This is a genomic window from Achromobacter sp. RT286_PF (assembly GCF_059760425.1).
Map to the genome: position 1 here is coordinate 1 of NZ_JCBAMR010000004.1, position 18,871 is coordinate 18,871.

Consider the following 18,871-nt stretch of genomic DNA (forward strand, 5'->3'; position numbering starts at 1 on the left):
TGGGGAGGGGGTGTCGGGTGGTGGAGTGAGGTGTGTGGGTGGGTGGGGGGGTTGGTGTGGGGGGGGGGGGGGGGGGGGGGGGGTGGGGGGGGGGGGGCGGGGGCTGCGGCGAGGATGGACCTCCGAGGCGGCTTGCATGGGGTCGTGCGCGTTGACTGGCGGCCAAGCTTTTCTAAAATGCCTTACGAGTTCCCTCCGATCGGAAGCGGAGTCCTGTCCACGTTGACGTTTTCGCATCCTTGTATTTCTTCACGGCGACGGGCTTGGTACGTACCACGCCATTCACAACGACAAGCTCACGCAAGATCGCACTCGGATGCCGATAAAGCGTCTCATAGTCCTTTCCTGCCTCAAGAACCGCAGTAATCGCATCGCCGAAGCGCAAAGGCGATTTGCTCTGGAAATAAGGTGTGAAATAAGGTTTCGGACCACCTTGTACCGCAAGCCTTCCCCTAAATTGCAGTCTGACACCTCATTTTCGCGTGCAGCCTCCGCTTGCGGATCCCTGCCTAGGCTATCGGCGATCTGCTTGACCTGAGCTGCCCCAAGGCCTTGAAGGTAGTTCACCGCGGCCGACTGCACGAATGCGCTGGTCGATCCCGTGACGTTTGCGCTGGCCGCGCCCGGCAACGCTAACAAGACCAAGCCATACTTGCCGCCTGCCTCCAATCCTGAGTGCGCTGCACTTGAGCCATGAGCGCGCTTATGCTTGCCGCGTCGTTGGCACCGCCGGTCTTGATCGCGTCGGATAGCGCCTTCTCTCATTAAAGGACGGCGACCTATCCGTTATGAAAACCTCCGATACTGACAGCTCAAATTCGTTAAATACAGTTCAACAGGGTAGTCACCACCACTTGGGGAACGAATCAAAAACATTTCTTATCGCGGAAATCTCATCCTCATTTATGGGTATTTCCACAAATGAACTCGTCGAAAATGAGAACGAGCCTTCTAGCTTCCATGACCAGCGGAAAAAAATCCCCCTATCATTTTCCACTATTTCAAGCAAAAATCTCTCGTCAATACTTGCCAATCTCGACGGCCTTTCACCTTCCACAAGCCCACTGAGGAAGCAATCAAATGCACTGCAAGTTATCCAAATTTCACCAGAGCAATGTAGTGAGCTTGCCATTCGAGCCGTGTCGACAAAGAACCTGAACTTCACAGAAGGCAACCTATCATCACTCTCAAGCAAATCGAACTCTACTTGAATCGGTGCTGATATTTTTATATCCATTTTTGTCACTTTTTAGACAGCGCGTGAATCAAAGCCGGTAGCCCTCCCGACGCCCTCGGCGGTGAAAATATTAAGTTCCCATCCTTCCACATTGATGACTTTGCCGTAGGGTTCCTCCTTTGGTAGCAGAATCCACAGCGGCCTGCAGACTGGTCAACTGTTGCTGTGAAGAAAGTCGAACAGCTTCAGGAGTGAAATTTATAGCCTTCATTTTTCGCATATTCAGCCATATGCTCTGTAGCATTCCCATGCACCTAAATTTGGGGCCGCTCAACAGAGAAAGTTCAAAAGACTTTGGAATCACAGAACTAGGATATGGGGGTTGAGTCGCCTTGATAGAATCCCATACCATACCAATGCCGTTTCCGGCGTTTATCAAGGGATTCGGACTTACTGCATCATATTTTCCAGTGATGGGATTCTGCCGCGCCAGCACGGTCTTCCCGTCCGCAGCCAACACCTCAGCATTGCGCACCGTCCAGGAAGCGCCATCCGCATAGGCTATTTTCGCCGCTGCCATCTCCAGCGAGCCCCCGGCAGCTCGCGTCGCGCTCATTCGGACCGCATCGAAAACCGGACCTCGAATCACACCACCAACCCCACTGGTAGCGAGATCGAATATCATCAGCGCAGCATCGACCTTTGGCGTCAGTTCGCTTTGCCTCTTGTACTGTGCAAGAAGGCTATCCAGTTCCTTGATCGAGTTTTTCAGTTGCAATGCGCAAGCCGGTACTTGGCCGCATGCTGAATTCCACCAAGCATTGCTTCCAGTTCTGCTCGTGTTGCTTCCAACGACTCAGGGCCGAACACGCTCTTCATTTGATCCAGCGCTTGCTGCGTACCCTCCGCGTTTGCGGCTTTCATTCGCTGGATGAGGTCCTCGTACTCCTCCGGTTGTAGCTGGTCGCTCAGAGCAAAACGGTTGATCAGACTCTCGGGAAGCTTCGGATCGAGCGATTTATTGTTATTGTCCAGCTCGGCATTTGCAGCGCTTGTAATCGTGGCAATTCGGTAAGTTCGTAATATTCAAGCGGCCATTACCGATAACTTTTCCGTCTTGCAAGGTTTGGAAATTAGCCCGCGCCCCTGTCGGATGACATTCGACCGGTGTATCAGGTTTTATCGTTGGTGGTTATGGCCGTCAGCATTTGGAAATTCTGCGGCAGCCGTCGTTTCGACATCGATTAACCCTTGCGGGCATATCATCCAATTCGATCCAAAAAGGGGCCCTCGCTTATGCTCGACTGAAGCCCGTCTGACCGTACCCGGGAATGAAAGAAGCGCGGCTCGTCGCGTATTTATAATTTTCTCGGCAGGACTTATGAACCTAAATGACACAAACGGCGGAAATTCCGTAAGATCGCCCTTTCCCCCGGCACTACCCACCAAGAACCTCCGGGGCCCGTCGACGGCATTTCCTCCAAGCGAGCGGACTGACATCCTCAAGCACATTAAATTTAATATCTAGTCTCAGGTGTCCCATGTACCGCCATCCCCCCGGAGTCCGCCTAACAACCTTGACACAGCTCTAGGTTGCCGGCTGACAAAAATCATCAAAATTGTGGAGACCACTTATCCCTCTGTTCTCAGTAAACCCATAAAAACCACTCAGGCGACTTTTATATTTGGATTAAAACTCATTCACTCAGGAAATGTGACTACTCCTCTTGCATCGCCTTATTCGTGCTCTCTTCTAGAGTATACAAATTCACTTATCGGCTCTAAATCTCGTTTAGCACCCGCCGCGTACACGCTCTCGATATCAATTTTGTTGATAGTCCTTTCTTTCCCCCGCTCGCGTCTTGAATTTCCTTGCCCCGATTCACTAAAAACTGCCCCACCTGCCGGCCAGCTTCCCCCACGATCTCGAACCCGGCCCGAATCTCCTTCTCGTTAAAAATCGGATCCAGGCTGTTCAACGTACCCGTGGTGTCGCGGTTCAGTCCGGCGATCACCTCGGCCGCCGTTCGTCCTGTCTGCGCCTTCTGCCCCGCTTCGTCGCGAATGACGACCGTTCCGCCGCTGATACCGCTGAGCGTGGTGGAGCTGGACTGGCCGCTGGCGCCCATGACGACGGGCACGCCCATGCTGATACCGTGCGCGCTGGCCAACTTCGAGTTCGGCGTCGCCTTGCTTCCGCCTGCGACCTTCCCTTGCCGTCGGTGCCGATATTGCTCTGGTCCTTGTCGCCGTCCTTCCCGCCGCTTTTGTCGGCATCCTTGCCGCCGCCAAAGCTCACGCCTCCGCCCAGCTGAATGGACTTCGTAGCTGGCGCGGTTTTCGACGTCGCGGCTGGTCAGGTGGACGCTCTTGCCAGTGATTAGCGAGCACGTCTGCCCGGTACCCGAGGACCCCTCATTGGACTTCACCGACTCGCTGCCGTTGGGGACCAACTTGACTCCGCTGGAGTTTGGACCGCCATCGATTGCCCGTCCGATGTCGCCCAGGCTCATGCCACCCAACTCGAAGCTGGTGCTCTTGCTCGACTCCTCGCTGGTCTAGGTCTGACAGTTGTCGGAGCCGACGACGGAGATATTGCGCTGGCTGTCCAGCACGACACCGCCCTGGGCGCGCAGGCTGGATCCGGAAATCAGGACGTCGCCATCCCGTGCAAGGCCCGAGGCAGCGCGCGAGCTGTTGCCGGTGGCACCGATCACGATATCGCCCACGGCACCAAGTAAAAAGCCATTGCTGACCTGGCTAGACGAATCGAACGAGCCGACCTTTCTGCACCATTTAAATCACCGCTACTTTAATGACTTAACCGCCTGACTCAATAGAGACATTAGCTCTTCAAGTTCAAAACTCCACTTCCCGCCTTCGGCAGGCGGGTATATTTCTATTTCCACGGGTCTATCAGGCTCGTGGGATACTTCAGCTAGCTGGTCAGTTCCCAACCATATTTCGAACACCGGATTTTCTCGATCTGGAGGGCTGCTAATCAAAGAGGATAAATGACTCATGGTTTCGATGGCCCCAACAGGCGGATAACTTTTCCGTTGGCATCGTAAGCACCCCTGTCAAGTAGAAATTGGCTAATAGAAGATCAGAGAGAGGGTTAACCGAGGCATTCCCCCGCACCTCCGTAACGCTCCGCCCAGCGGAATCTGATTAGACGGCTAGTCCAAACCGATTTGCGCCGTCACACCCCATTTTTCCGCTTCGTTATACCGACTTTTGATATCCCCTTTAAGCCCTGGGTCCGTCATTAAAAGTTTCTTTTGCGCCTATTAAAACGTGCAAAATTACTCACCGCCCGTGCAATCTCGCGTCGTGGATAGCGAGAAAATTACAAGACCGACAAACAACCAACCAAACTTTTAAAAATCAAAAAAGGCATGCAGATCTGTATCCATCGATCAGATAAACGCTAGATACATCACAATCGGGATAAATCCAAGCATTCCAATTTGAAACTAGCCATATTCGATCAACCCCTCTTCCTAATGCGGAGCTTTCCGCAGGCAAATGGACCAGGACTAGCCCGGCCTTATAGCCAGAGGTAACAATCAATCCATATGGCCTATCTCGATCCTTAGTTTCAAAGACCATAAAGTCCACGAAATCTTCATACGGATATTTTGCTGGCAGACTAAGTATATTACCCCGCCACAAAGAATCTTCTGTAGATTCTACGAGCTTCACTTTTTCGATCATATTAATTAACCTTTAAATTATGCCCACCCGCCTTGTCCGCTGCCGATGTTTCCCTAAACTCGAAGTTGACCTCGCCTAGATGTTTACCATTTTTAGCATTAACAACCTCAAAGCGTCCGTGCTGCGTATCTACCGCGTACAGATTTCCATCCCGAGCCTTATAGACATCACGTCCATTAAGTTTGCTCAGCTTGTTGTCCTTAATCATTCCATTCGCTTTCGCTACGCTAGCTACCATGCTCTTGATGTGAGCCACTCTCTCGCCCGGCGGCAAGTTAACTATGGATTGTTCAAATTCTTCGGCAGTCTTTCCCCCAGGCAGCGCACCCTTTGCCCCCACCTTCGCCGGCCGGACCCCCACCGCGCCAACCGCCGTCGCCGCACCCGACACCCCGGCTTCAGCGATGCTATCCCATGCCAATTTCTTGGCGTCTGCCCCTCCGCTTTCAATCGCGCGTTTGATCGCGGTATTGCGCACCCCAACCATCAATAGCTCAATGGAACCAAGCGCGACGTATTCCTTCATCTCTAGCGCAGTCAACCCAACCGGCCCGCGAAGCTTCTCCTCCAACTCGCCACTTCTTTCCGCGTAGTCCGATAGCAATTGTCCGAATTCTTGCGCCTTCTGAACGCAAACCTTTCCTTCGCACTCCAATGCCTCGCGACGCCGCTCTGACGATATCTCGCCGTACTTCTTGGTGACCGATGCCTCGCATGCCTTGTCTTGGCACTGTGCCAGTTCCTTCAGCCGCGCTTGCTCTTCCGATACCAACAGCGCGTTGTGGACAGTCTCGTTTTCCGCGGCGAACACCGCCTCAGCGCCGCTAACGTGGGCAACCTGCGCAATTCCCGCGACAAGGGTCTGAATCAGATTGCTGTGTCGCTCTTGCTCTTCGGAGCTCAGGTTGGACGCATCCCCGCCTAGCAGTGAGTTCAATACCGAGCCCGCTCCCGCACCCAGCGCACCGGCACCGCATTCGCTCCCTTTGCCGGCCGCGCCCGCGCAGCCCACGATCGCATGCAGTGCTGCACGTGCCGATTCCGCACCTGCCCCTTCTCCCAGATGAGAGACAAGCCACTTGACCTCGGAGGCGGCCCGTCCCTGCAGATAGTTCACGACAGTCGACTGCACGAACTCGCCTGTAGCGCCGGTCACGTTTCCACTGAAAGCACCAATTGCTGCGGTTATCCACCGGCGATGTGAGCCCGACGGCCCCCACTGCCCTTCCAGCGTCTTCGCATCTGCAGCAGCTAGATCCCGTTCAGCCTGAGACAGCGTCTGATCCTTTGCACGTGCCTTCAGCGCATCAATTTCCTTCGCCCGATTCGTCAGAAACTGCCCCACCTGCCGCTGGGCCTCCGACGCAATCTCAAACCCCGCTTCGATCTTCTCCCTGTCAAAAATCGGCTTCAGCGCATTCAACGTATCGGACGTATCCCGGTTCAACGCCGCGATCGTCTCCGCCGCCGTCTTGCCGGTCAGGGCAATTTGCCCAGCGCCATCACGAATGACTACGCTGCTGCCGCTGATGGCGCTGTGTGTAGTCGAATTGGCATTCCCAGAAGCCGCGACAACCACCGGCAGACCAACGGAAGCTCCACTGCTATTAGTCGGCAAGCTCGTACCTGGCACTTTGTCCGCGCCGCCAGCCGCCTGGCCTTTCGAGTTCGTCCCGACATCGCCCTTCTTCGCGTCTCCTTCCCCGCTGCCGCCCCAGCTATATCCGCCGCTCAATGCGACCTGATCTGCCTTGTAGCGCGCCGTGTTCTGCAAGTCTTTGACGACAAGCGTGCCGGTGGACAATTGATTCAGGCCGTCTGCCACAGCCTGTTCACTGCTCGATATGACGCCACCAGTTAACGTGGTGTTCTGGCCAACGTTGACCAGAAAGCCGCCGTCACCCGCCTTCATCCCCGCCTGCTGTGTGGCGGATTGGAAATTGCTTTCCATCCGGCCTTGCGAGACGTTGCCGGAGACGGAGCTTTTGCAGTAGCCGTAGATGCAGATACTTGCTTGGACGCCAGCACTTTGCTGCTTGGAAACGTAGGTGCTGGTATCTTGCAGAGTCTCAATTTGAAGATTCTTGCCGACCGAGGCGATGATCTGATCGGCGCTTGCTATCGCGCCGATCAGCGAGGTATCCCCGCCCGATTGCAATGCCAGCACGTTGCCAGCAGTGACATCGGTATACGTCCAATTAGCGTCTTTGCCGTCTGCGCGCCCTCGGCCCCCACCGGCACTAAGGTTCAGCATCACGCCTATACCGTCTTCGCTGTTCGCTGAGACCCCAATGCCGACGCTACCGCTGTAGCTCTTGTTCTTCGTGTGTTGTTCAAAGGTGTTCTGCGCAGCTTGCAGCAGAATGTCGCCATCTGCTTTGATGATGGCGTTGCTCCCTGCTGACAGGCGTGAACCTGTGACGGTGACGTCGGACGCGGAGCCGGCCCCCTTGGCGACGATGGTCAGGTCTTGGCCCGCTGCCACGGTAGATCCCAAAACGGAAGACGACGCGCGATCTGCCGTGCTTTGGCTCTTGCTCACTCCAAAGTTGATACTGACACTCACGCCGCCAGCGCTCTTGGGATCGGCCGCGACAGCGTCATAGGCGTTAGCCGCGGCAAGGCCGGTAGTCGCCAAAGCCAGCCCCTGCATCACCTTGTTATCGGTCCTCCCTGCTGCATCCCCCATTCTTCCCGCGGTCTGCATTGCGTCGACCAAAGGCGTGTTGGCGTTAATGCTCAACCCCGTCTGCTTGATCTCATGGAATTCCTTCTCTTTCGTGGTGTCCAGCGCCGCGCCGATGTTGACTTCCTTGCCGATCAGCGTGATGTCGCCCTGGCGTGCGATGACGTTGCTGCCCTTGATATTGAGAGCGCTGCCAGCGTTGATCAGCACATCGCCTTCGACGCTTCCGACGGTGCTGGCGTTGTGGAAAACCTTCTTGCTATCAAGCGAATCCGTCTGCTTGCTGGTGCCATAGCTCAATCCGCCCATGGCGCCAAAGCCTGACTTCTTGACCACCTTGTAGTCGTAGCCGTCCTCGGCGTTCTGGCCGGCCAGAATGTTGACGTCGCGGTCGGCCGACATCACCAGGTCGTTCTGCGCGCCAACGTTCGAACCTGCCACTCTCAAGTCGCGCCCGGCCATCAATAGGGCGGTGTCGCCGGTGAAGGTCGAGCCCTTGGCCTGTTCCCAATCAGCCGACTTGATGATGTGCGTGGTCTTGGACGACAGGAAGCCGCGCTTTTTATAGTGCAGTTCGTCGTACGCCGAACCGGACTCCACCCCGGCCGTCAGACTGATGTCGCGACCAGCGCCCACGGCCAACTTTTTGTCGGCGGTGACGTCGGCGGCGCGCGCGTTCACGTCTTGCCCCGCGATCAACGTCAGATTGCCGCCCGCGGCAATCGACGAACCGATCTCTTTGCCGGTGCTCAGGTCATGACGGTTTTTCTTGTTGATGACGATGGACTCGCCATGGCGTTCCGTCACAGTGCTCAGATTGATGTCGCGGCCGGCTTGCAACCCGGCATTGCGCTCCGCGTTGACTTGCGCGGCGGTCAGGCTGATGTCGCGACCGGCTCGCATATTCAGGTCACCGGCATCCACGCGAGCCACGCCCGTGACGTGCGAGCCCCAGGTGTTGCCGAAGTTCTCAGACGCCGCCGTCGAGGCCAGCGCGATGTCGCGCCCCGCCTTCAGCGTGACGGAATCGCCCTGAATCAGCGAGGCAAGGTTGGTCAGGTCTTCGCGCGCGGCCAGATCCACGACCGCCCCCTGCACCAAACCACCCGCCCGGTTGACGATATTCGACGCGCTCATCACCGTGGCATGGCGTGCGCCGATCGTGCCGCTGTTGACGATGTCGCCGTCCGCCGCAAGCTTGACGTCGCGGCCGGCCATCAATGTGCCGTCGCCCTTCAGGTCGCCTTTGCGCACAACCAGGTAGACCTTGGGCACCAGCACGGTGTCGGTGCTGCCGTCCGGCAGGGTGACGGTTTGTTCGACCAGCCACACAAGATCGCTGGTCAGCCGGCGTTGTTGCTCATCGGTCAGCGCCACGCCGAGCTGGACGTTGTTGGCCCGCGCGAACTTGGCGCCTTCCGCCATCAAGGCCTTGTATTGGCTGTCGTTGTCGCCGAAGCGGTCCAGGAACCGTAGTCCAGTCGTGGACAGGATTTGGTCGGATACGAGCTTTTGCTCGTAGAAGCCATCGCCCAGACGCTTGGGTTGGCCCGAGGGCGTCAGGAACTTGGCGCCGGGGGGCAACAGGGCGTCCCAGCCGGGCAGCCGCGCGCCGGACAGCGTCTTGCCGCCTGGCACGGCGTTGCCGGCAATGGTGCCGCCGCCGTCCAGCGCGGCGTTACCGACGTTGGTGGCAGCCGGGGATTGCAGACGCTGCGCGTCCACGCCGGAACCTGCGCCCACGGCAGGGCCCGCCGCTGCTTGCTGCGCGACGGCGCCATTGCCGATGGCAACGTGCACACGATCGGCGTCAGCAGGCTTGTCAGGGCGCGGGCCGGCAAGCCCGGCGCCCGCGCCCGCCCCGCCCGCGACCGTGGTGCCCGGCAATGCGTCGGGCTGGCGCAGCAGATCGAACAGGTAGTCGCTGGATACCGTGGGCCGTTGGCCGATAAAGCGCGGGTCCGTCGCGACGAGGTACGGCGCGTCGGGGCGCTTGTCTACGGTGAACAGCTGGTTGTCGGGAATGCTGGCGGGGTTGGAAACGGTGCGCACCACCGTGCCGCCGGGCAGCTCCAGGCTGGCGACCAGCACTGGGCCCGGCTTGCCGATACCCGTGTTGCCCGGCGCCGATCCGGCCAACGCGACGTTGGTGTGTCCGCCCGAGGTTCCCACGGGAAGCTCGATGGCTTGACCGGCCAGGGTGGCCGTGTAGCCGGAGGAGTATTCCTTGCGGTCCTTGGACCGCGCCTGCGAAACCGTGGCGGTGCCCTCGCGCACGATGGTGCGCTGGCCGCCCGCGCCGATGTTGTGGATGGCGGGTCCCGCCACGTGCAGCGCGCCGCCCGCGGCGATCTGACTCTTGTCGTTGGTAACGGCACCGGCCAGCGTCATCGCGCCACCGGACAGGATCTTGCCCGGGTCCGACGACAGCGTGCGCGTTTCGGTGACGGTTTCGTTGACTTGGTAGTACGTCAGCGTGCCGACCAAGCGGTTGCGGAAATCGGCGTTGAATTCGCGGATGCGGGCGTCCAGGATCTTGTAGGGCTCCGTGTACGCGGCATGCGCGGCTTCATACGCCTTGCGGCGAGCGCCTTCGGCAAGGCACGCCGGGCTGTTGCTGAAGCATGGCGCTTCCGGAGGGATCCAAATCGGCACGGAACCCGACGGCGGGGTGATGCCGAATATCGACCATATGCGCGCATCGGAGCCATAGCCGAACCATTCGGGAACGTCCCAGCATCCGCCGCCCGCGTCGCCGCCGCTGCACGCGACGTCGGCCGGGGTATAAGCCAACGCGATCGGCGAGCTGACACCGGCCTTGCGTTTTCCACCCGGGGTGTAATCGAACGGCGGGCCGTAGCGCGCCGCCGGATATTTGTCGGACGGCAGCAGGAACATGCGCTCGGGATCGTCGTCCAGCCAAGCCGGGTCCTTGCTGCACTGAGGGGTGACCTCGTCACACAGCCAGTTGGTCTCTGCGTCGTACATGTCGGTGCTGCCCGCCGGGGTGAAGTACACCTTGGGCTGGGACGACACCACTACCGTCTGGCTGCTATAGCCGGCGTTCTGGTTCAACAACGACGCCGCGGAAATGCGGGCGTTGCCCGCCGCTTCGATGGTGGCGCCCGAGTTCAACAACGACCCCGCGTACCCCGCCACGTTGCCGCCGGCATCCAGCGCGCCGCCAATGGAAAGGTCCGCACCGGCGTAGATCAGCGCGTGATCGCGATTCACCAGTGAAGCCACGCCCAGGTCCATGGCGCCACGGGACGCGATGACCGCGCCCCCGCCTACCCCTGCGCTGTTGACCAGTGTGTGGGTCTGAATCGCGACCTTGTCGCCGTAGATGCGGGCCAGGTTGTCCACGCGGCCGGCGTTGATGCGCGTGATGGCGCCGTCGATCAGGCCCGCGTTCGTCAGGCCGTGCGTGACGTTAAGGGTGTTGCCGCCGCCCGCCAGAAGCTGGCCGGTGGCATGGTTGACCAGCGAATCCGCCTGGATGCTCAGGTCGCGCCCAGCGCTGATGGTGGCACTGTTATCCAGCGCCCCGCCCAGCGACAGGTTCAAATCGCGACCGCTGGACAGATCGCCCGTCTGGTTCAACGCGCCCGCATAGTGAAAGCTGAGATCGCCCGCTGATTGCAGCGTGCCCAGGCCATGCAAGACCTGCGCGATGACGGTCAGGCTGTTGCCCGCCAGCAGCTTGCCCTGGCCATTCTTCAAGGTGTCGGCCACGATGCGGGCGTTGCCTTGCGCGGCCACCTCACCGCCCTGGTTATCCAGTTCCCGCGTGGTCAGGGTCAGATCCTGCCCCGCCTGGATGGATCCGCCTTGGTTGTCGACGCGGTCCGCCACGATGGCAACCACCTTGCCCAGCACGCCCTTCGGTGCTCCGCCCGCCACCGCAAGCGTGGCGCTGTTATCCAGCGACCCTGAGGTCAGCGTCAGTGCGTTATCGGCCTGGATCAAACCGGCGCGGTTGTCGACGCTGGCACTGGCTTTCAGTACAAGATTGCCGCCCGCCAGCGTGCCCTCGCGGTTGACGACCTTGGTGGCGGCGATGTTCAAGTCCCCCGCCGCGGCGATAAGCCCGTCGGTGTTGTCCAGCGTGCCCGCCAGCGTCAGGCTGGCCGCGCCGGTCGAGGTCAGTTTGCCTGCCTGGTTGTTCAGGTTGGCGGCCGAGATTTCCACGCCGCCGCCCTGTACGACGGCCTGACGGGCGTCGATGTCTCCCGGCGTGGCCAGCGTGACGTTGCCCACTGCGGACAGCGCGCCATGCGCAAGGTCCAGGTTGCCTGCGGCAAGCGTCAGGTCCTTGCCGGCCAGGCTGGTGCCGCGATGAACGATGTGGCCGGCCTTCAGCGTGAGGCTGCCCGGCTGATTAAGGGCGCCTTCGCCGTCCATGCCGGCGACCAATCGGCCTGCGTTGTCGAGCATGCCCGGTGTGGTGACGAGCAGGTCGCCGCCTGCCAGGACGGAACCCTGGTTCAGCAACGCGGCGCCGGCGCTGACACTGGCGCTGTCATTGGCCGACACCACGCCCGCGTTGGCCAGTGTGCCGCCCGCTTTCAGGGCCAGCGCGCCGGCGGATTGAAGGCGGCCGTCTGCCGCAACGGTCATGTTGTGCGCGGCGAAGGCGTTCAAGTCGCCCGCCTGCGTGGCGGTGACGCCACCCAGCGCGGCATCCGTGCCTGCGCGCAAGGTCATGCCATGGCCTGCGGCCAGCGAACCCTGGGCGCGCAGCGCAGCGCCGGCATCGGCCGTCAACATGCCGCTGGACTGCACGGTCGATGCCGCGTCCAACGCCACGTCGCCTTGGCGCGAGGTCATCGTCAGGTCGCCGTTCAACGCGGCAACCGTGCCTTGCACCGTCAGGGCGTTACCCGCGATCAACGATTGCGAATGCCCCGCCAACATGCGCCCAGCCACCAGCACGGCCTCTTGGGCGGTGGCGGCAAGCGTGCCGCCTGCTTGGGCAAGACCGGTTGCGGCAACGGTCAGGTTGCGTCCGGTAAGCGTCAGGTTGGCATCGGAAGCCACGGTGCCGTCCACGCGCACTTCGCGCGCGGCAGTCAGTGCCATGTCGGCAACCGAGCTCAACGCCCCCAACGCGCTGAGGTCTTGGCCTGCGTGCGCGCTTAGCGCACCGGCGGCCTGGACTTGTCCGCCTTGCTTGATGGTCAGGTCGTGTTGCGCGGAGATCTGCGCATCCCCGGCCGCGCGCTCGCCCAACGCTGCCACAACGCCGCCCAATCGGGCGCTACCGCCCGCTGCCAGCGTGAGGCCGCCGCCCGCCGCAATGACGCCGTCGGAATCCAGATCAGTGCCTGCGCTTGCGGCAAGGTTGTCGGACGCTTGCATCCGACCTAAGGCGCCCACTTGCAGCTTGGCGCCTGCGTCGGCTTGCAACGTGCCCGCAAGGGCTGTTGCGATGCCGTCGATGTTGATGTCACGAGCGGCTTTCAGTGCAATGGGGGAGCCCGCGGTGACCGTGCCGGTGTCCGTGATGGACAGATCGCGACCGGCCTGTGCGCTAAGCGTGCCGCCGGTGGTAGCTGATTTCTTGGTGCCCGCGCTTCTGGTGCGGAGGCCATGAGAGCCAGTGCCTTCGAGGTCTGTGCCTTCGGTGTCCGTGCCTTCGGTGTCTGCCCGCTTGGCTTCTGCGCGCTGGGCGGCATCGCCCCCAGCCGCCGCGCCCCTGGCCTCCGTGCCCAAGTTGCCAGCGTCCTCTGCCGTGCCCGCCGTACCGGCGATGCGCAGGTCTTGGCCTGCGGTCAGCAGCAAGTTGCGGCTGCCCTGTGCCAAGGCTTTGTCCGCGACCGTCAGATCCCGGCCAGCATTGATTTCAAGCGTACCGTTGGCGACCGTCTTGCCGCTCAGCTCGGCATCCGACTCCGCTTGCATGACGATGTCGGTTTCACCGGATAAGGTGCCCGCCGCTCGTAACTTTCCGCCCGCCTGCGCCAGCAATTTTCCGCCGGCTTGCAGTTCGCTTGCGCTGCCCAGCGTCATATCGCCACCACTGCTGGCGGTAAGCGTGCCCGCGTCGGCCAGCACAGTGCCATCCACCGTCAGGTCCCGCTGTACGCGCAGCTGCGCCGATTGTCCGGCCACCAGCGTGCCCGACAACGCCGCGCTGTCTGCCCGGACGTCGACAGATCCATCCGCCTGCAACCGCGAGCCCGCCAAGGCGGCCAAGACACCGCCGGCGTTTGCGGTGATCGCACCCGTCGCCAGATTCTGGCCCGCCAGCGTTATGTTGGAGCCGGCATCCAGGACCACATCGGCCAGCGATGACAACGTGCCGGCCGCTATCAGCGACGCGCCCGCGCGTGCCAGCAAAGCGCCACCCGCCAGCGTCTGGCTGTCGGATGACAGGCCCAGGTCTTGTCCCGCAATCAACTGCAACGGCCCCTTGGCCGATGCCGTGGTGCCCGTGACGGCCATCGCGCCGCCGCTCTGTATCAACGCGCCGTGATCGCCGCGCACCGCGCCCGCGATCGTTGCGGCACCCGCTGCCTGGATACGCGCGTTGGCGGACGCTTCAAGCTGCCCGGTCGCACCGACGCGCACGTCGTTCTTGGCGACCAGATCCAGCGAACCGTCCACGCCAACCTTGCCGTCGACCGCGATATCCCGGCCGGCCTGCCATTGCGCATCGCCCTTGGAAACGAGCACACCACCGGCAGCAAGGTCGCGCCCGGACTGCGCCTGCACGCCCTGCCCTTGAAGCTGGCTCGCCGAGCCCAGCAGCACATCGTTGCCACCCTTCAAGGCCAGCGTGCCGCCGTAGGCCAGCGCATCGCCATCCACATGCAGGTCGCGCGCGGCCGTCAGCGCCATGCTGCCTTCGGACATCGCCGTGCCGACGATATTCAGATCCTGGCCCGCCTTCAGCGCCATTGCGCTGTCGGACCGAAGCTGTGCGCCGCCCGCCACGGTCAGCATGTGACCAGCCTGCACATCCAGCGCGCCACCCGCGTAAAGCTGCTTGCTGATGCGGGCATTGCGCGCGGCCTGCAAGGTCAGCGCGTTCAATGAACTGACGGTGCCGGCCACCAGCAGGTCGCCGTCTGTTGTTGCACGCGCGGGCCCCGCCGCCGCGATCCGCGCCAACGCGCCCACCGACAGGTTTCGTCCCGCGCTCAAGTCCAGGCCGCCCACGCTGGCGGCCAGTTCGCCATCAAGCGTCAACGCGCCGACGGCGGTCAGCGTTGTGTCGCCATTGCCACGCCACGCGCCGGACAACGTCATATCGTTGCCCGCCGTCGCGCGCGACGCGCCTTCGACATACCACTGCGCCGTCTGGCCCATGCTCAAGTCGTGCCGCGCAGCCAAGGAAATATTGCCGCTTGCCGACGCGGTGCTGTCCACGCGAACGTCGCGGCCGGCAGCCAAATCGATGGCGCCGCGCGAGCCCATCGTGCCCGCCGCGTGGAGGTCACTGCCCGCCTGTGCCGAAATGCCTGCCCCTTGCGTGCCGCTGGACGCGCCCAGCCGCAGCGCGTTGCCCGCGCTCATGGCCAGTGCGCCGTCATACGCTCGCGCCGTGCCATCAATGCGCAAGTCGCTGCCTGCGTCCAACGTAATGCCGGCGTTGGCCAGCGCTTCGCCCGCCAAGGCCAAATCCTTGCCGGCCGACACGTTGATGGCGCCTTCCGATTGCAAGCGCGCAGCCGCGCTCGCCGTCACCTTGCCGACGGCATCAAGCAACAGGTTGCCGCCCGCCAACAGCTTGCCGTCTACCCAGGCGTCACGCGCGACCTGCGCCGTCAGCGCCGCCATGGACGACACCGTGCCCGCCGCGCTCAGTGCGCCGCCGACACGCAAGGCCACCGGCCCCGCCGCGTGCACGTGGCCACTGGCACCTATGGTGAGGTCGCTGCCCGACGCCAGGGATACGGCGCCCTGCACCGCACCAACGGCGCCAGTGATATCCAACCTGCGCGCCGCGTCCACCTGCGTGCCCAGGTTGCTGCGCAGGCTACCTGCCAGCGCAACCTCTTCGCCGCCCGACAGGGACGCACTGCCCGTCGCTTCGAATGCGCCGGTAAGCTGGGCCGCGCCCGCCGCCCGCAGCGTCAGTTCGCCATCGGCCGCGAGCTTGCCGCCCAGCACTGCGCGATCACCCGCCGTCAGCAGCGCGGGGCCTTCGGCAAGAATTTCGCCCTGGGTATGAAGGTCACGCGACGCAGCCACTGCCACGCCTACCCCTTGCGCCTGGCTGCTTGCACCCAGGCGTAGATCCTTGCCGCTCTGGAGCTCAAGTGCGCCCCCGTAGGCCAGCGCTGCGCCGTCCACATTCAGATCGCGGACCGCGTGCATCGCCATGGAACCATCACTGACTGCCGTACCCACCAGATTCGCATCGCGGCCGGCGTTCAGCGTTGTGGTCGTGGTGGATTGCACTTGCGCGGCCGCGCCAATACCCAGGTCTTGACCGGCGCGCAATGACAGCGTGTCGCCGGACAGCAGTTGGCCGCCTATCGCAATGTCGCTCGCCGCCGTCAACCTCTGTGCATTCCTGCTGGACAGCGCCCCGTCTACCGTCAACGCGCCGCCGCTTTGGCCTAGCAATGTGCCGCCCGCCAACGCCTTGCCGTGCTTGCCGACCAACAGATCACCGCCCGCCCACAGCTCAAGCGCGCCTTGCGCCGCCGACGTTTCGCCATCCAGGCGCAATGCGCCCCGGGCTTCGACACGGCTGCCTTCGTTGCTGCGCAGCGCGCCGGCAATCGCGATGTCTTGCCCCGCCGTGACGGCCACGCTGCGTTCCGCATCCACGCTTGCACCCTTCGCAATCGTGACGTCACCCGCGCCGTGCAAATCCAGCTTGCCCGTGGCTTGTGCCTGGCCGCCGACGCGCACGCCCCGGCCCGCCGCTACTGCCATGTCGCCCCGTGAAGCCATCGAACCATCGGCAACCAAGTCGCCGCTCGCCAGCACGGACACGCCGTCGCCCTGCACGCGGCTGGTCTTGCCCAGCTGCAATGCGTTGTCCGCGTTCAATGCAACCGCGCCGGTGTAGGCGCGCGCCGCCCCATCGATGCGCAGGTCACGCCCGGCATTCAGCTTCAAGGTCGCATTGGTTTCGGTTTCGCCTGCCAAGGACAGATCCTGCCCGGCCAGCAGCGTCATTGCCCCTTCCGATTGCAGCCGCGCGTTCGCGTCCGCCACCACATCGCCCGCCGCCTGAAGCCGCATGGGGCCGCCCGACAAGAGCTTGCCGCTGACCTTGGCGTCACGCGCTGCTTGGGCCGTCAATGCAGCCATGGACGACACCGTGCCCGCCGCGTTCAACGCCCCCTTGGCGTGCAACGCGACCGGACCGCGCGCTTGCACGCTGCCGCTGCCGGTAACCGAAAGGTCAGCGCCCGACGCCAGCGTCACGGCGCCCTGGGCGGCGTCCGCCGCGCCGGAGACACTTAGCGCGCCGCCCGTCCGTGCGTGTATGCCTTGCTTGCCATTCAGCGTGCCCGCCAGCAGCGCACTGCCGGCCGCCTTCACGTCAACGGTTTCCCCGGACACCATGTCACCGCCGACGCGGACATCTCCACCGGCGTCCACCACGATGCCCGCGCCTTGCGCGCGGCTGGTCTGACCCAAACGCAAATCGTTGCCGCTCTTTAGCGCCAAGCCGCCGCCGTAGGCCAGCGCGCTGCCGTCCATGCGCAGATTTCGCCCTGCGCCGATCGACAGCGCGCCGTCCGTCAAGGCCGCGCCAGCCAGATTGGCATCCGCGCCTGCGCGCATCGTCATGCCCTTGGCCGACTGTGCCTGCGCGCCCGCTTCCGAGACCATGTTGGCGCCGGCTTGGGCCAACAGCGTGCCGGACGTGTATATCTGTCGCGGCAGCACCAAGTCGCGCCCCGCTTGAAGCGTGATGCCGGACTTGGCGGAGATGACGCCGGACGCTTGCGACGCGCCGCCGGCCGATGCGCCCGCTGCGAGCGCATCGACAATCGCGTTGGCGTTGGCGTTGGCGTTGCCAGTGCCATTGCCAGCGCCACTGCCGTCGCCGATGCCGATGCCGTTACCGATGCCGTTACCGCTGCCATTCCCCACACCCGCGCCCGGCTGAACACCGGCAAGCGGCAAGCCCGCCATCTTCAAGTTGCGGCCCGCCACCGCGATGATGTTCTGATCAGCCGTCAGCAAGTGACCCGACAGGGCCAGATCCTGGCCTGCCGTCACGCGCAACGCGTCTTGGGTACGCAGGCCCCCTTGCGAGCCAACAATCACGCTCTTTCCCGCCGTCACGTTCAACGACCCACCGGCCGCGACTGCGCCTTGAATGTCCGCATCGCGGCGCGCGGCCAACGTGGTCGCGCCCGCTGCCTGCGCCACGCCTTGCACGGCAAGGTCCCGGCCGCTATCCACGCGCAGCGCGCCGGCTGCTTGCACCGTGCCGCTGGGCGTAATGCGCACGTCTCCCGCCGCGTTCACATGCAGGTCGCCCGTCAGCGCCACCAGGTTGCCGCCGATGTTCACGCCCACCCCGGCTTCGGTGCCGATCAGCCGGATGCTGTTTGCATACATGCCGCCCAGCGCAGCCGTGTCCAAGGCCACGTCGGGCTTGGCGCCTTGCCCGCTTTGCGCGGTGACGATGCCGGTGTCGTAGTCGACGCGCGCAGCGCCGGCCGTGACGTTAAGCCGATCCGCCCACACGCCGGCGTTGATTTCCAAGCTGCGGGCCAAGAGGTCGACTTGACCAAGGTTGGCGCCGTTCAAGCCGGCGCCATCCACGCGGATGTTGCCCGATGCGATGTCAAAGCCGATACGCCCGTCAGCACCAATCAGCGGACGGCCGGTCGTCAGCGTGGCGCGGTCGGCGTTCAAGAAACCGCAGCCGTTGCAGGTGATGCCGGCGGGGTTGGCGACGATGACGTTGGCCCGGTTGCCGGCCACTTCCAGCGTGCCCAGCAATTGCGACGGGTTCGGCGCGGTCACCTGGTTAAGGATGGTGGTGGCGCGCTGGTTGCCCAGCATGATGTTGCCGCCCACCTGCCCTGCGAACTGGGTCTGGCTGGCGCCGCCGCTGTTGTTCAGCACCGCGCCGGAAGGTCCCACGTTGAACTGCGTGTAGCGGTTGTTGGACACCCCGCCCGCCGTGGGCGGCGCGATATTGATTACCGGCACGCCATTGGTTGCGCCGACGGAAGGCTTGGCGCCCGCAACGCTCTTGTCGACGGTTATCGGCAACGTCTGCGCCAGCACTGGCGACCAGACCTGCAAGAAAACGACGGACCAGACAATCATCGAACGAAGCTTGGACATCATGCGTACCCGGG

General features: G+C 62.6%; 7 protein-coding genes. 1 reads left to right on the forward strand and 6 read right to left on the reverse strand.

The features are described 5' to 3' along the window. The first annotated feature begins 788 nt into the window (after positions 1–788). The gene (locus AC6LJY_RS05220) at positions 789–1,211 is read left to right on the forward strand and encodes a hypothetical protein (protein WP_498135426.1); all 423 of its coding nucleotides are present in this window, start codon (positions 789–791) and stop codon (positions 1,209–1,211) included. 96 nt (positions 1,212–1,307) lie between these two features. Here AC6LJY_RS05220 and AC6LJY_RS05225 read toward each other — a convergent pair whose 3' ends face one another. The 6 genes from AC6LJY_RS05225 to AC6LJY_RS05250 all read right to left on the reverse strand — a co-directional run bounded on the left by AC6LJY_RS05225 (position 1,308) and on the right by AC6LJY_RS05250 (position 18,860). Further along, entirely contained in the window at positions 1,308–1,955 is a 648-nt protein-coding gene (locus tag AC6LJY_RS05225; protein WP_498135427.1) for a hypothetical protein, read from the reverse strand. Then, on the reverse strand, positions 1,946–2,101 hold the full coding sequence (locus tag AC6LJY_RS05230) for a hypothetical protein (protein WP_498135428.1): 156 nt from the start codon (positions 2,099–2,101) through the stop codon (positions 1,946–1,948). The genes AC6LJY_RS05225 and AC6LJY_RS05230 overlap by 10 nt, the downstream gene beginning before the upstream one ends. An 857-nt stretch (positions 2,102–2,958) precedes the next feature. Then, entirely contained in the window at positions 2,959–3,690 is a 732-nt protein-coding gene (locus AC6LJY_RS05235; protein WP_498135429.1) for a hypothetical protein, read from the reverse strand. Positions 3,691–3,735: 45 nt separating this feature from the next. Next, complete coding sequence (locus tag AC6LJY_RS05240) at positions 3,736–3,894, reverse strand: hypothetical protein (RefSeq protein WP_185975333.1); 159 nt, start codon at positions 3,892–3,894, stop codon at positions 3,736–3,738. A gap of 670 nt (positions 3,895–4,564) precedes the next feature. Continuing rightward, positions 4,565–4,894: an Imm45 family immunity protein gene (gene imm45, locus AC6LJY_RS05245; RefSeq protein WP_185975332.1), complete on the reverse strand. Its 330-nt coding sequence runs from the start codon at positions 4,892–4,894 to the stop codon at positions 4,565–4,567. A 1-nt stretch (position 4,895) separates the two neighbouring features. Then, positions 4,896–18,860 (reverse strand): two-partner secretion domain-containing protein, encoded by a 13,965-nt coding sequence (locus AC6LJY_RS05250; RefSeq protein ID WP_498135430.1) that lies wholly within the window; start codon positions 18,858–18,860, stop codon positions 4,896–4,898. Positions 18,861–18,871: the final 11 nt, after the last annotated feature.

What these genes read in the sequence shown, in the direction of transcription:
- AC6LJY_RS05220 (WP_498135426.1), top strand. Translation starts at nt 789, where the DNA reads ATGAAAACCTCCGATACTGACAGCTCAAATTCGTTAAATACAGTTCAA.
- AC6LJY_RS05230 (WP_498135428.1), bottom strand. Translation starts at nt 2,101, where the DNA reads ATGAAAGCCGCAAACGCGGAGGGTACGCAGCAAGCGCTGGATCAAATG.
- AC6LJY_RS05235 (WP_498135429.1), bottom strand. Translation starts at nt 3,690, where the DNA reads ATGAGCCTGGGCGACATCGGACGGGCAATCGATGGCGGTCCAAACTCC.
- imm45 (WP_185975332.1), bottom strand. Translation starts at nt 4,894, where the DNA reads ATGATCGAAAAAGTGAAGCTCGTAGAATCTACAGAAGATTCTTTGTGG.
- AC6LJY_RS05250 (WP_498135430.1), bottom strand. Translation starts at nt 18,860, where the DNA reads ATGATGTCCAAGCTTCGTTCGATGATTGTCTGGTCCGTCGTTTTCTTG.